This is a genomic window from Rossellomorea sp. GAMAL-10_SWC (genome assembly GCF_049568075.1).
Classification (GTDB): Bacteria; Bacillota; Bacilli; order Bacillales; family Bacillaceae_G; genus Gottfriedia.
In genome coordinates, this window is record NZ_CP144911.1 from 2883058 (window position 1) to 2897168 (window position 14111).

Below are 14111 nucleotides of genomic sequence, written 5' to 3' on the forward strand. Positions count from 1 at the left end.
AAAGAGCTATCGTCTATTCAGAACAAAGCAAAATAAAAAGTGTTCATTTTAATAAATGAATACTAAACAAATACCATGTCATTAAGTGAATTATTTAAATTTGAATTTAGGATAGTAAGATTTATACTAATAAGCTATCAAGCCTAGGTAAATTACTTATTTTTTATTATTAAAGCTATCCCAACATTCCTTCTTTTTAGACCATTCTGTAACATTTTGTCCATTCCGAGAGTTAATTATATGCTCATATGCCTTACGAGAAACATTTACAATGGTTTCCTCCAAAGTTGAAGTTAACCCTTGATCTTTCCATACTTTATCTAAATCAATATTATGTTGATATATATTATAAATCCAAGATAAAGTATAGGTTACAATATTCGATATGTATCCACCATATTTTTGGGCTTGTACAAGCTTCTCTGATCTATTAAATATTATAGCCTTAGCTACTTTTTACTGAAAATACTTTAAATCAGGCTCAATTTTTTCATCCATTATTTTAGATGTAAATTCCGCAAAATTATTTTGTGCTCCTCTGCTTACAATATGCGGTACACAATTCCATGTATTCTCGTACTTTGCCAAATCTGTCTTAATAAACTTTTGTTTTTTTGGATTTAAAGAGTCAAATTTTCTTTTAAAAGATAAGGTATGATCGTTTCCTCTTTCATAAAACCACCTTGTTTGTTCTTGTTTTCCCTTTTCAGGTGGTGCCCAAACATTTCCTGATAAATTCTCCATCTTTATATGAAATGGATCATTAGCTAATAAGTCTGCTGCTTGTATTTTATTTGTGTATTAGAGTACTGGGAAATTCTAAGAACTAATTCATCTTTAATCCTTTCTTCAAAATGTAACATTAAGCAAACACCTACTTATTTATGTACTTTTATTAATTTACTGATATTTAACTTCAAAAAGAGAACAACTCTAACATTGTTCTCTTTTTCTATTGTTCATTCCTTTTTATTTTTTACTTAACAATAAAATAACGTACTCTAAGTCGTTTAAATCATATAAAGGTTCAATATATGCTGTTTGATTTAGACCTAAATTATCAATTTTAACTTCTATTACTTTACCTATTTCAATGCCTGGTAAATAGATTCCACCTAGACCAGAGGTAATAATGATTTCACAAGCTTTTAATTTATCATTAACATTAAAAAGAGTCATTTTTAAATAGCCAGTTTTCTCATCTGCGCCTTTAATTAGACCTTGTAAATGATGATTATTTTTTGGTTGTACTGAAATATATAAGTTATATTTCACTGCACTTAACAATTCCACTTTTGAACTATTCTCTGAGACTTCAATTACTTTACCTAACAAGCCTTGAGATGTCATTACATTAGTATTTATTTTCACACCATTTTTAGAACCCTTATTTATTTCAACAAAGCTGTTCCAAGTATCAAAATCTCTTTTTGTGACGATCGCTACATCAGTTCTGTACTTTTGACTTACTTTATTTAGTCTTTCTTTTAGCATTTTTAATTCTTTATTTTCGATATTAAATTCAGCAATATTTGCTTTTAAAGATGTTTCATTTTGTTTGAACAATTATAATAGAAACTGTTATTATTTCATTCCCAGTTGTTACCAATAATTAAGAATTTGAAAAATAAAAAGTCAACTGCCGACAGTTGACTTTTGTTTCTGAAGTTACTCTAAAAAAATATAACAACTTTAAATTGTTCTCTTTTTCTATAAATATATATACAAAAGTTTGTTTTCTCTTAACAATGTCATACAACAAATAAGAGGTTCCCTTATCTATCAATGACAAATCAAACTCATAAATTACTTTGCATTAGCATCAGGCTGATGAATTCCAAAAATATTACCTTCAGTGTCAATAAAATATCCTTGCCAAGCCATTCCAGGCAGTGCATATTTTGGCATTGCTACTTTCCCACCATTTTCAACAATTTTTGCTTCCGTAACGTCGTAGTTTTCTACGCCCATAGTACATGCATATCCATTTAATGGTTGGTTTGCTTCAGGAGGAGCACTTTGGCGCTGCATTAAAGCACCATTAATTCCCATTTCGTCCTCATTACCTGTTACTGCACCAAAGTATGGCATTCCTGCATATTCAGTCCAATCTTGAAACGTCCAACCAAATACTTCTCCATAAAACTTCTTTGCACGTTCCATATTATCAACATGAATTTCGAAATGAACTAATCTTCCCATAGTTTCCTCCTATGTTTTACAAGAATTTTCCTTAACTCATCTAGTATGTACACTATGTTGCTTATTTATTATTATATTGGATATGGAAAGAAATTCAATTTCCAAAGAAATATTTCTTTTATCAATTGTTCGACAACTAGTATTTGATATTCATATCATCAATTTTTCAACCGTAGGAAGGTCAGCTGGAGCCCATTCGAGTTCGTTTAACTCAGAGATTTCTTTCCATTCGATCTTCGCATGTTCACTAGCTACTGGCGTACCACTTATAATCTTTGCTTCGTAAGTTATCAAATTTACGATTATATTTTGATACTCATGAATGACATCCTCAACTATTTCGGTTACAAATATTTCACAGCCTAATTCTTCTTGTATTTCACGAACCAACGCCTCTTCAGGTTTCTCATTTTTCTCAATTTTTCCACCAGGAAATTCCCAGCTATTTGGCATGCTCATTTCTGGTGAACGTAAGGCACATAGTATTTGGTTCTGATCGTTTCTTATGACAGCTCCAACTACTTTAATTTGTTTTTTCATTGTAATTTAATCCTTTTTATTTAATTATATATTTATTATTTGGTAGGTACATTTAGACATGCTATCTAAATAATGATAATACTATTTCTTTTCTAAAATTCGAATTGCTTTTTCAATTTTAGCTAACGTCTTACCCATTCCAAAATCGACTACTTTGGTGTGTGGTTGAGTGGTTTTTCTTTTATTTTTTCGTTTTAATCCCATAATGCTCCTCCTGTACAATCTTTTAATACCAATCCTATACAGGAAAAGAAGCATTTATGCATAAGAAAAGCAGAGAATATTATCATTCCCTGCTTAATGAAATTACCTTGTATATGTAAGTTTTTCTGCTTTAGCGTTAGCTTTAAGAACATTTCTAAATCCTTCTACAACTGCTACTTGTGTATTTGGTTTTAAGGAGTTCTCTGTAGGAGAGTTAGACTTAGATTTTCTTCGCTTAATACCTGCAGATCTACGAAGTTCACTTACTGCTTGTCCACTTATACTTGACATGATAACCCCTCCTGTTTAATTAGATGTGTTCACTCATATCTTATCATAATAATTAAAATTATTCATCATCCTCTTCTATATCAACCATATACCAATCAAAAATATATAACAAGTTTGAAATATAAGAAGCATCAATCCCATCGACCGCTACATCTCCTGCCTCTACTGTTACAATCATGCTATAATAATTTCCGAAGTAAGGTATAGAAATTAGTTTTTCCTCTTTTAAAATAATGGTTTCACCACATGAAAAAGACTTTATCATATTCTTTTTATCTTCTTCATTTGTTGAAAAGTTTATTGCATGTCTAATACTCATATTAGTAATCTGGGACCGAATTTTATTTTGCTTATCTTCCTCGCTAATTGGTGAGTCAAATATAAATATAGTGATGGCAATACCGAATGTATCGCTATATAGCTTCAGATATTCCAATAATTGATTAACATACTCTTCTCTTGATTGTGGAAGAGGTTTATTTTCAAAGTAAACAACGGTTTCTTGTATGACTTTAGAGAAGTTTTCTGCTTTTTTAGCACTTTTTAAAATCATTTGTTTACTCTCTGTCAAAGCCTCACGAACTTCATCTTCATACTTAAACTCTGCACTCCAAATTTTTAAAATGTTTGGACATAGAAATACAGTTAAATCTATAAAAACTACCAAAGCTGAAATTTCTGTAAGTAACTTCCAATTCTTAAAATCTAGATCACTAGTTATAACTCCAATTGCCATGACTATTAAATACAACGTATAATATGTCCTTCGTATACGACCTAAGTTGTTATGAAAGCTTTTACTATCCATCCAGTAAAAAGCTAAAACAATCAGCAATAAAATAGAAAATCCTCCAAATAAAACTTTCAAGTGAGATACATGAAATAAAAACATTAGTGAAAATATTAAACTAAACATCAATGCAAGTAATATCACATATATTACCAAGAAGTTAACCCTATATTTACCTATCTGTACTTTCAACTTAACTCCCCCTTATATCTACTATTTTATCAAAGAAAAGGTAGAGTTTGCTTCACAAATAAGTAGAATATTGGAACACTAATTGAACGGTTTCATCATGTAAAGAGTTTTACGAACCCGTAGATCGATAATGCCTCACTCCAATTTGCCAAACTAGTAAACAAGGTATAATAAAAATAATTCCTGCAACAGGAGATAACATATATAGATACGCCTTCCCCTCCGTTTTATCAAGAATGTACATCAAAGGTAAGTAATTCACACATCCAAATGGAATAACAAATGTAAAAAATTTAGTAATCCATTTCTGATAAATATTCAATGGATACTGCGCCATCTCTCTCCCACCATCTGTAAAAATATTGACTACTTCTAGACCCTGAATCGTCCAAAAACACATCGTCGCAGCAAGGATAAAGATTCCGGTAAAAATAAAGACCCCGCTAATGATCATCAAAATAATGGTTACTACTTTCATACTGCTCCATTCGATGGAGAGATTATTTAATGCCCAAATCAAAACAATTAAACTCTGAAGCAATCTACCAATTCTAGTAAACTCGAATTTGGATCCCATAACTTGAACGATCGTACTTCTAGGACGAACAAGTACTCGATCAAAACTACCGCTAGCTACTAAACTAGAGAAAGAGTCAAATCCACGAGCAAAACATTCACTTAAAGCAAAAGCCATATGGATAATCGCAAAACAAAGCGCAACCTCGTAGAAAGTCCATCCTTTAATTTGTCCAAACCGTTCAAACAAAAAATAAAGCCCCGAAAACATCGAAAACGGGATTAGAAACTGTCCAATTGTTAAAAGCAAAAAAGAAGTACGGTATTCCATTTGTGTTTTAAAGAGAATAAGAAGATATTTAAAATATAGTCCCATAGTATCAACCTCCTTGGACCACGACTCTTCGTAAGGCTTTATTAAATGCAATTCTTCCTAGCCAAACAAGTAAACTTAACCAAATAATTTGTATGACGATACCAATTACTGCTTCAGTTTGAGGAATATTCCCAGAGTAAACCCTAAACGGGAAATCAGCTGTCCATCGAAACGGAAGGAAATAAGCAACGGTCTGAAGCCAAGTTGGCATTAGTGGAATTGGAATTGTTAATCCAGAAAAAAATTCACCAATTACCCCAAACAGTAGCAAAGACCCTATAGGTGACATTGTCACAAATACTGAAATATAAATGAACATTGAAATCGAAACTAGTAGAAGTAATCCAAAAATCAGGGCAAGTAAAAATAACACAAAGGTTAAGACACTTGGTGGTAACGTCATTTTATAAGGTTGAGGTAAAAGGAATGCAACTAGTAGGATTGGGAAACACCTTAGAATTGCACTCGACAAGCGTTGGGCTAAAAGTTTTGAATACCAAAATCCGTAGATTTCGCATGGTCTACAAAGCTCATATGCGATATTCCCAGTTGTAATGAGATCGAAAAGCTCATTATCACGAAACCACAGCATGATGAAAGCTAAAAAGGATTGTTGTAACCATAAGTATGTAATGATTTCTTTTAAGGAGAGTGGTTGAGAATGTACTGTTTGACTATAAAAAGCTTCAAAGATCATGATGTACATAAATCCCCAGAAAAACTGTGTTGCTACCCCCGCCAATGCCGCTGAACGATATTGCATTCCGTTCAATAAACGTAGTTTTAGTACAGAGACATATGGCTTCATATTTGAAACTCCTTGTAAAGGCCAACGATAATTTCTTCAATTGGTTGTGCTTCAATCGTCACATCGAGTAGGTCAACCTTACTGGATAAACTGGAAATCACATCTGATATTTTAACTTGTTCTGTGTCTAAACTTATAATTGCCCGTTCAGGTAACCATGAAATCATTGTAGTCCCAGGAATTTCAAATGGATTGTGGTCCTCTCGATAATCTACCGTAATCGTTTTATGAGTCCCAAAATGTTTTCGTAATTCATTTAAGTTACCATCGAATAATAAACTTCCTTTACCGATTAAAATAACCCGATCAGCTAAAGCTTCAATATCATTCATATCATGTGTCGTAAGAATGACGGTAACGCCCTTTTCTTTATTTATCCTTTTAATGAACTCGCGTACGGCAATTTTTGAAACAGCATCTAGCCCAATTGTGGGTTCATCCAAAAATAAAATTTTAGGACTATGTAGCAATGATGCTGCGATTTCACAACGCATTCTTTGTCCTAAGCTTAATTGTCGTACAGGTGAATGAATAAGACTTTGTAAATCGAGTGTTTCAATCAGTAGATCAAGAGTATCTTGATATTCGTTTTGAGGAATTTTATAAATATCGCGGAGAAGCTCAAACGAGTCTATGACGGGTACATCCCACCACAATTGGGAGCGTTGCCCAAAAACAACACCTATATGTTTAACATAGGAAGCTCTTTCCTTCCATGGAGTGTATCCCATTATGTTACACGTCCCTCGATCTGGAACCAATATTCCGCTCATGATTTTTATCGTCGTAGATTTCCCTGCACCATTCGGACCAATATACCCTACGATTTCCCCCGGTTCAATAGAGAAAGATATATCATTTAGCGCTTCAACAATCGTATGCTCACGATAAAAAAGCCCCTTCACTGCCTGCCTAAGTCCTGAAGAACGTTTCGCAACCTTGAAGGATTTACTTAAACCATCTACTGTAATCATTTTTCTCGCCTCCTAACATTTTTTGACTGGAAGAAAAATACTATCATCATACGATCGGCACGTCAACATTTTTTCAGTTTATTCGGTAATTTTAGAAAAATAAATTTTTAAAAATAGATGGCAACAAAAAAAGAATGAAATTAATTCATTTCATCCTTTTTAATAAATCACTTATACAACAGGAGTTAGTTCTCCTGCTGACATGATAACTTAGTTTACTTGAATTCAGCTGCCATTTCATCTTTAAATCCGAATAAGTAAGTAAAAACAAATCCAGCTGCATAAGAAATAAGAACTCCAGTTAAGTACAATAAAATCTGATTCGTATGAACTAAGAATGATAATGGAAGTCCTGAAACACCTACTGCAATTGTAGCGATATGGAAATGAGCCTGAAATGCTCCTCCGACTCCGGCACCTAAACATGCCGTTAAGAATGGACGTCCTAGCGGTAGTGTTACACCAAAGATTAATGGTTCACCAATTCCAAGCATTCCTGATGGAAGTCCCCCACCAATCGCACGTTTTAAGCTTTTTTTCTTCGTTTTAAAGTAGATTGCAAACGCTGCACCTACTTGACCCGCTCCACCCATCGCAAGGATTGGTAGTAATGGGTCATCTCCAATGGAGTTAATTAATTCAAGATGAACTGGCGTCAAACCTTGATGGAGCCCAGTAACGACTAGTGGAAGGAATGTTGCCCCAAGTACAAATCCAGCTACAACTCCTCCAAAATCAAGAACATTCAATAGTCCTTTTGTGATCGCATCCGATACAAAACCGCCAACAGGCATAAACACTAGGTATGTAAGAATACCTGTAATTAATAATGCTATCGTAGGTGTGAGAATAATATCTAGGGATTGTGGTACAAATTTTCTTACTTGCCTTTCAACTAAGGCGATGAAGATTGCAGCAAAAAGAACACCAATTAACCCTCCTCGTCCAGGAAGTAGATTGTGCCCAAACAAAGAGATATCCGCAACTCCAGGGTTGATGACAAGAATACCTGCCAATGCCCCAAGCGCAGGGGATCCCCCAAATTCCTTTGCTGCGTTTATTCCGACCAAGATTCCAAGATAAGCAAACAGACCCGATCCGATAACAGTTAAAATAATAGCTAATTTTGAGTCTGCTGCAAGCCATTCTGCTTGAACAATTGCTTTTGTAATACCGGTTATTAATCCTGAAGCTACAAGGGCAGGAATCAAAGGAATGAAAATACTAGCGATCCTACGTAAAAACAGTTTAAAGGGCTTTGCATTCTTTCTATCAATCTCTGATTTGTTTTTTGAAGCTACTTCATTCAAATCAAAATCCTCTGCAGCTGAAAGCAGTTTATCAAACTCTGCTGCAACTTTATTTACAACGCCAGGTCCGAGTATGATTTGAATCGTTTCTTCTTCTACAACTCCTAAAACCCCTTCTGTCTTTTTGATTGCCTCAATGTCTACCTTTGAAGGATCTTTCGACGCTACACGGAGTCTCGTCATACAATGAGTGGACGACGAAACATTCTCAGCTCCTCCCAAATGCTCTAATAATAGTTCTGCAATTAATAAATATTTGCTAATCCCCTTTGCCATCTTTACATCTCCTTTTAATTAACAAGTTAATTGGTTTAAAGATATAATCTAACTCCTGAAAATAGGTTTGAATTAATTATGAAAAAAGTCCAGATTGGTTTATCCCCTCTCTTTCTTATTAATTTAAATGAATATTCATCAACTGCCTTAATTTCAGAAAGTGTCTGAAATACAATTTGACCAATTTTTACATCTTAAAAAGTAACATTTATAAGTTGTTTACTATAAACAAAATTTCCGATATTACATTAAAGTTTTTGAAATTTTATTTTAAATTTTACGCTAATGATATCGCTTTTATGACAAGGTATTAATAGGAAAAAATATTAAACGGGAGAATTGATAATTTGGATGAGGATGAATCGTATTCAGATGCTTTTGGCAATTTCAGATAGAGTTAAACCAGGTATGATTTTTTAAAAAAATAGACGCATCCCATGTTACTGGAATGCGTCTATAAGGTATCACCTAAATCTTCCCTATCTTCTTTGAAATTTCTTCCGCTGCTTTTATAACTTCTTCAATCAAGAACGGAATACGTTCCTTAGTAAATCGAAATCCTGGTACATTCACGCTTAAAGCAGCAAGTACTTTGTTGTTATATCCAGTAATTGGTGCCGCAATAGCCGCCGTATCCTCAGTTTTTTCACTTTGACTTATTGCATAACCATTTTGTCTGATTTCAACCAGTTGTTGTTTTAAAGTTGATATTGAATTAGGTGAAAGATTTAGCTGATCAAGTACTTGCTGAATCTCATTCTCTCTCATATAAGCAAGAATAGTTTTGTTGGGAGCACCAATATGTAGTGGAATTCGGATGCCCAAATTTTCAGCAATTCTAATTTTTAAAGGGCTGTCAATTTTATCAATCACAATTCCGTCTATACCACTCTCAATATTTAGATAGATACTTTCCTCTACCTGGTTCGCCAACCGCTCCATTACTGGTCTTGCAACTAATCTAAAATCCATTTTATCCAATTGACGGAGGCCAAGTTCCATCCATTTATACCCAAGCTTATAATGCTTGGTTTCAGGTATTTGTACAACAAGTCCGTGTTGGATTAAAGAATTTAGTAATCGGTGAAGCGTACCAAGAGATAGAGATGTTTTTTCCGCTAATTCGGTGATTTGCCAATTACTTTTGGATTCATCCGAATTTAGGATATCAATAATAAGCATTGCTCGGTCAATTGATTGGACCATGATCATAACTCCTATGACTCTTCACTTCTTATCTTGGGGAGTCTGTTCAAAAATCTGGGAATATTCCTCGTTAGATTGATTCCCGCTCATTACGTAATGGTAGTATACGTACTTTTCTTTAAAGATGCGTTGACTTGAGGATCTCAGCTCTTCTTGTTTTCATTTCGAACTTGCAAATGAATAATTGTGAGAGTAATTTTTTACATCTATCATACAAGTTTATCGTCTGATTTTCCAAGCAATTTATAGCTTGATTGATTCTAATGATGCATTAGAGTTATTTTTTCTTATTTTTCGTTTTTTACCACGACTCACATCTAAAGAATCTTCAAGCTTTTTAACTCCATACGTAATTAATAACACAAGCGCAAGATAGTATAAACCGACAACAATATATGTATTCATCTGTTCGAAGTTAGAGGCAGCCTCACTTAGTCCTGCTCCCCATAAATCTTGCATCCCTACATATGCTACAAGTGAAGAATCCTTTAATCCGATGATAAACTGATTACCAAGAGTAGGAATCGCAATTTTAAATGCTTGAGGTAGCACGATTCTTCTCATTGCTAAAGGTTGGGACATCCCAAGAGAACGCGCAGCTTCCAATTGTCCTTTGTCAATTGATTGAATTGAACCACGAAAGATTTCAGCAATATATGCTCCACTATGCACACCTAACGCTATTGCACCAGCCCAAAACTGCGAAAATGTAATAATACTAGAAAGTCCAAAGTATAAAATGGCGATTTGAACAATAAGCGGTGTTCCACGAATGACCGTGATATAGAGATTAGCAATATAATTAAGCGCTTTAATACGGGAGAGTCTGAAAAATGCAAAAATAAGTCCTATTCCACTTCCCAAAATAGTAGATACGATTGTCAATTTTAATGTTAATAAAGTTGCTACTAAAAATACATGAAACGTATTTAAAAATATATGCATGATGAACCTCACCCCTCATCTTGTCCTAAAAATCTTAGGCTCTTATTTTACGCTAGTATTCTATTATTATTTTTCTTCAAGAATATTACGACCAAACCACTTTTTACTAATCTTTTCATAAGTTCCATCTTTAATAATTTCATCTAAAGCCTTATTAATTTTCTTCTCAAGTTCTTTATCATCTTTCCTTACAGCAATTGCTTGATTATCGTGAGTTAGTGGTGTGCCTACATCTTTAATTTTAGCCTTTCCTTCTTTAATGACTCTAAAGCCAACCATTTGATCCGTAATTACTGCATCTAGTCTACCAGTTGGAAGATCCATAATAGCCGTAAGATCACTATCATAATCAACTACATTTTCTTTTCCAGTATATTTAATCGCTAAATCTTTATATGGGCTTGCTTTTACAACGCCAATTTTCTTCCCTTTTAAATCCTTAGCAGATTTGATTTCCTTATTATTATCAGCGACGAAAATCTGAGAACCTGAAATATAATATGGATTACTGAAATCTACCACTTTTAATCGTTCATCAGTGATCGTCATACTCCCCAAAATCGCATCATACTTATTGGATATTAATCCTTGTACAATTGTTTCCCATGGGTTTGTTACTGGTACAGCTTTCATTCCCATCTTATCTGAAAGTGCTTTACCGATTTCAACATCAAATCCAGTAAGCTTGCCATCTTCCTTAAAGTTAAATGGTTTATATAAGCCACTCATCGCATAATGAAATTCTTTTGAACTCGCTTGATTACTAGTTTTATCTGCCCCACATGCACTTAGAAACATTGCCCCTGCTATCATTGAAGATAATAAAATACCATGCCAATTCTTTTTCATTAGACTTACCTCCATCATTTTTTTAAATTATAAAATACTATTAAGAAATTGTTTTGTTCTTTCATTTTGTGGATTTTCAAAAAACTGTTGAGGTGTACCCTCCTCTAAAATTAGACCTTCCTCCATGAATAAAACTCGATCCGCTACACCACGAGCAAAACCCATTTCGTGAGTGACTACCACCATTGTCATTCCTTCACTTGCTAACTGTTTCATTACTTGAAGAACCTCTCCAACCAGTTCAGGATCTAATGCTGAAGTAGGCTCATCAAACAGCATTACTCTCGGATTCATCGCAAGTGCACGTGCAATCGCAACCCTTTGTTTTTGTCCTCCTGATAACATTTCTGGATATTCATCAGCCTTATCTGTCAGTCCAACCTTGTCCAACAAAGCAATAGCAATCTCTTTTGCTTCACTCTTTTTCATTCCCCTAACATGAATAGGAGCTTCAATTATATTTTCTAAAACAGTTTTATGCGGAAAGAGATTGAAGTGTTGAAAAACCATACCGACCTCCGACCGAATTTTATTCAAATCTGTTTTGCCGGGCTGAACCAATTCACCTTCAAAATAAATTTCTCCCTTATCATTAATCTCTAAGAAGTTTAAACATCTCAAAAGGGTACTCTTTCCTGATCCACTTGCTCCTAATAAAACAACCACTTCTTTTTCTTTAATCGTTAAATCAATTCCTTTTAAAACTTGTAAAGGCCCAAATGATTTACTTACACTTTTGATCTTAATCATATTGTTTCATCCCTCCCACCGAGTAATTAACAACACTTTTTCCACAATGCGGAAACCATTTCTATTTTATTAACATTATACACAATTCTGACTATTCCGTCATTAAGTAATTTTCTTTCTATTAATTAGAATTAATAATGTAGCTAATTTAGTACTACTTTCAGAAGACCGCTGTCAAATCTTTCCAATCACCCTAAACTAGGCGAACGCATATATTGTTATCCAATATATGTAACGAAAGGGGGCTATTCTCATGCATGTCGATTTAACTGCCATTCATTGGCTTTATGTAGCATTTATAGGCTTAATTATTTTATTTTTAATTCTTAGACGTGACACTAGCCTAGTCTGCCTCGCAGGAATTTTCCTTCTTGGTCTAGTAGCAACTGAGTCACTTTCAAGTTCCGTCAGTATCTTGTTTTCAAGTTTCATATACGCCATAACTGAATTACTTTCTACTATTTTAGTAATCTCGATTATTGTTTCTATGAGTAAAGCTTTAACTGATAGTGGAGTGCATCAGGCACTCATCAGTCCATTTACAAAGGTGATGAGAAACGCCACACTTGCCTATTGGACGATTGGTATTGTGATGATGGTTGTATCTTGGTTTTTCTGGCCATCACCTGCAGTAGCTTTAATTGGAGCGGTTTTACTTCCTGTTGCTTTAAGAGTTGGGTTACCAGCGCTAGGTGTTGCGATGGCAATGAACTTATTTGGTCATGGGATTGCTCTTTCAAGTGATTACGTAATTCAAGGTGCCCCTAAACTAACAGCTGACGCGGCTGGCATTCCAGTTTCAGATGTAATACACGCCAGTATTCCACTTGTGATCGTAATGGGTGTTGTGACAACTGTGGTTGCTTTTTACTTCTTAAAACGTGATATGAAAAGAGGACTTTTAACAGTAGAAATACCTGAAGAAGATACGAAAGCTGAGGAGTATTTACTTTCTTCTACACAACAAAAATGGATGGCCGCTCTTGTTTTCATTTTATTTGCAGTGGATATTTGGGCGATGGTTCATTTCAAATTACAAGGTGGGGATGCAACAGCATTAATCGGGGGTACTTCATTAATTATCCTTTCGATCCTATCTATGTTTGGGCATAAAAACAAAGGATTTGAAGAAGTAACAAACTATTTAATTCATGGATTTAAATTCGGGTTTAAAGTATTTGGTCCGGTTATTCCGATTGCTGCTTTCTTCTATCTTGGGGATAGTGGATTTACGGCGATAATAGGAGATTACTTGCCAAAAGGATCGAATGGAATTGTGAATGATTTAGGGTTTGCTTTGGCGCATGCAGTACCAGTAAATCCAGGGGTTGCAGGAGTGACATTAACTACAGTTGGGGCAATTACAGGTTTAGATGGATCTGGATTCTCTGGAATTTCGCTTGCTGGTTCTGTTGCTTCATTATTTGCTACGGCGATTGGTCATGGGATTGCGACTTTAACTGCTATGGGGCAAATTGCAGCGATTTGGGTTGGTGGTGGGACATTGATTCCTTGGGCATTGATTCCTGCTGCGGCTATTTGTAATGTTAGTCCGTTTGAGTTGGCTAGACGGAATTTAGTGCCTGTTTTGATTGGGTTGGCTGTTACTACTGTTGTTGCTATATTTTTGATTTAAAAAAAGTAATTAACATATAAAGAATTCCCATAAAAATATAACCCACTAAATTGTGGGTTATATTTTTATTCTCAACTAAAGTAAATTGATTACCTCATTTAAGCCTTTAATTTTCCAATCTAAAAAGTTTCTAACAATTTCTTTAAAAACTATTTTCAAATTATTTTTTCGCTATTTTCAAAACATTCAAATTTTATTTTAATTTGAAAAAATTTTCTTTCTATAAAAAAATAAAAATGTTAAGAT

15 protein-coding genes and 1 pseudogene are annotated in these 14111 nt (G+C 34.2%); 1 reads left to right on the top strand and 15 read right to left on the bottom strand.

Annotated features, from left to right (window positions below; translation table 11 throughout):
• Positions 1-156: 156 nt before the first annotated feature.
• The 15 genes and pseudogenes from V5E38_RS14390 to V5E38_RS14460 form a co-directional block, all read right to left on the bottom strand.
• A pseudogene (locus V5E38_RS14390) lies at positions 157-789 on the bottom strand (AIPR family protein).
• 180 nt (positions 790-969) lie between these two features.
• Complete coding sequence (gene mreC, locus V5E38_RS14395; RefSeq protein ID WP_499210520.1) at positions 970-1566, bottom strand: rod shape-determining protein MreC; 597 nt, start codon at positions 1564-1566, stop codon at positions 970-972.
• A 240-nt stretch (positions 1567-1806) separates the two neighbouring features.
• Positions 1807-2202: a VOC family protein gene (locus V5E38_RS14400; protein ID WP_499210521.1), complete on the bottom strand. Its 396-nt coding sequence runs from the start codon at positions 2200-2202 to the stop codon at positions 1807-1809.
• 150 nt (positions 2203-2352) lie between these two features.
• The gene (gene mutT / locus V5E38_RS14405; RefSeq protein WP_499210522.1) at positions 2353-2742 is read right to left on the bottom strand and encodes a (deoxy)nucleoside triphosphate pyrophosphohydrolase; all 390 of its coding nucleotides are present in this window, start codon (positions 2740-2742) and stop codon (positions 2353-2355) included.
• A gap of 81 nt (positions 2743-2823) precedes the next feature.
• Entirely contained in the window at positions 2824-2946 is a 123-nt protein-coding gene (locus V5E38_RS14410; RefSeq protein WP_499210523.1) for a hypothetical protein, read from the bottom strand.
• A gap of 102 nt (positions 2947-3048) precedes the next feature.
• The gene (locus tag V5E38_RS14415) at positions 3049-3237 is read right to left on the bottom strand and encodes a hypothetical protein (protein WP_499210524.1); all 189 of its coding nucleotides are present in this window, start codon (positions 3235-3237) and stop codon (positions 3049-3051) included.
• A 58-nt stretch (positions 3238-3295) separates the two neighbouring features.
• On the bottom strand, positions 3296-4219 hold the full coding sequence (locus V5E38_RS14420) for a type II toxin-antitoxin system SpoIISA family toxin (protein ID WP_499210525.1): 924 nt from the start codon (positions 4217-4219) through the stop codon (positions 3296-3298).
• Between the two features lie 109 nt (positions 4220-4328).
• Positions 4329-5111, bottom strand: coding sequence for an ABC transporter permease (locus V5E38_RS14425; RefSeq protein WP_499210526.1), 783 nt, complete (start codon positions 5109-5111; stop codon positions 4329-4331).
• A 4-nt stretch (positions 5112-5115) separates the two neighbouring features.
• Positions 5116-5919, bottom strand: coding sequence for an ABC transporter permease (locus V5E38_RS14430; protein WP_499210527.1), 804 nt, complete (start codon positions 5917-5919; stop codon positions 5116-5118).
• Positions 5916-6893 (bottom strand): ABC transporter ATP-binding protein, encoded by a 978-nt coding sequence (locus tag V5E38_RS14435; protein ID WP_499210528.1) that lies wholly within the window; start codon positions 6891-6893, stop codon positions 5916-5918. Before V5E38_RS14435 ends, V5E38_RS14430 begins: the two co-directional genes overlap by 4 nt.
• 215 nt (positions 6894-7108) lie before the next feature.
• Positions 7109-8479, bottom strand: coding sequence for a PTS N-acetylmuramic acid transporter subunit IIBC (locus V5E38_RS14440; RefSeq protein WP_499210529.1), 1371 nt, complete (start codon positions 8477-8479; stop codon positions 7109-7111).
• A 468-nt stretch (positions 8480-8947) separates the two neighbouring features.
• A complete protein-coding gene (locus V5E38_RS14445) occupies positions 8948-9685 on the bottom strand; it encodes an IclR family transcriptional regulator (RefSeq protein WP_499210530.1) in 738 nt (245 codons plus the stop codon).
• A 243-nt stretch (positions 9686-9928) separates the two neighbouring features.
• Positions 9929-10630 carry an amino acid ABC transporter permease gene (locus tag V5E38_RS14450; protein WP_499210531.1) on the bottom strand — a complete coding sequence of 234 codons (702 nt, stop codon included), beginning with the start codon at positions 10628-10630 and terminating at the stop codon, positions 9929-9931.
• Positions 10631-10696: 66 nt separating this feature from the next.
• The gene (locus V5E38_RS14455) at positions 10697-11479 is read right to left on the bottom strand and encodes an ABC transporter substrate-binding protein (protein ID WP_499210532.1); all 783 of its coding nucleotides are present in this window, start codon (positions 11477-11479) and stop codon (positions 10697-10699) included.
• A gap of 27 nt (positions 11480-11506) precedes the next feature.
• Positions 11507-12229 (bottom strand): amino acid ABC transporter ATP-binding protein, encoded by a 723-nt coding sequence (locus V5E38_RS14460; protein ID WP_499210533.1) that lies wholly within the window; start codon positions 12227-12229, stop codon positions 11507-11509.
• Positions 12230-12482: 253 nt separating this feature from the next.
• Here V5E38_RS14460 and V5E38_RS14465 point away from each other — a divergent pair, with 253 nt between their 5' ends.
• On the top strand, positions 12483-13865 hold the full coding sequence (locus tag V5E38_RS14465) for a hypothetical protein (protein ID WP_499210534.1): 1383 nt from the start codon (positions 12483-12485) through the stop codon (positions 13863-13865).
• The last annotated feature ends 246 nt before the right edge of the window (positions 13866-14111 follow it).

Bases quoted from the DNA above. Each gene is read 5' to 3' on its own strand.
- V5E38_RS14400 (WP_499210521.1), bottom strand. From the start codon at position 2,202: ATGGGAAGATTAGTTCATTTCGAAATTCATGTTGATAATATGGAACGT.
- mutT (WP_499210522.1), bottom strand. From the start codon at position 2,742: ATGAAAAAACAAATTAAAGTAGTTGGAGCTGTCATAAGAAACGATCAG.
- V5E38_RS14410 (WP_499210523.1), bottom strand. From the start codon at position 2,946: ATGGGATTAAAACGAAAAAATAAAAGAAAAACCACTCAACCACACACC.
- V5E38_RS14415 (WP_499210524.1), bottom strand. From the start codon at position 3,237: ATGTCAAGTATAAGTGGACAAGCAGTAAGTGAACTTCGTAGATCTGCA.
- V5E38_RS14425 (WP_499210526.1), bottom strand. From the start codon at position 5,111: ATGGGACTATATTTTAAATATCTTCTTATTCTCTTTAAAACACAAATG.
- V5E38_RS14430 (WP_499210527.1), bottom strand. From the start codon at position 5,919: ATGAAGCCATATGTCTCTGTACTAAAACTACGTTTATTGAACGGAATG.
- V5E38_RS14435 (WP_499210528.1), bottom strand. From the start codon at position 6,893: ATGATTACAGTAGATGGTTTAAGTAAATCCTTCAAGGTTGCGAAACGT.
- V5E38_RS14440 (WP_499210529.1), bottom strand. From the start codon at position 8,479: ATGGCAAAGGGGATTAGCAAATATTTATTAATTGCAGAACTATTATTA.
- V5E38_RS14445 (WP_499210530.1), bottom strand. From the start codon at position 9,685: ATGGTCCAATCAATTGACCGAGCAATGCTTATTATTGATATCCTAAAT.
- V5E38_RS14450 (WP_499210531.1), bottom strand. From the start codon at position 10,630: ATGCATATATTTTTAAATACGTTTCATGTATTTTTAGTAGCAACTTTA.
- V5E38_RS14455 (WP_499210532.1), bottom strand. From the start codon at position 11,479: ATGAAAAAGAATTGGCATGGTATTTTATTATCTTCAATGATAGCAGGG.
- V5E38_RS14460 (WP_499210533.1), bottom strand. From the start codon at position 12,229: ATGATTAAGATCAAAAGTGTAAGTAAATCATTTGGGCCTTTACAAGTT.
- V5E38_RS14465 (WP_499210534.1), top strand. From the start codon at position 12,483: ATGCATGTCGATTTAACTGCCATTCATTGGCTTTATGTAGCATTTATA.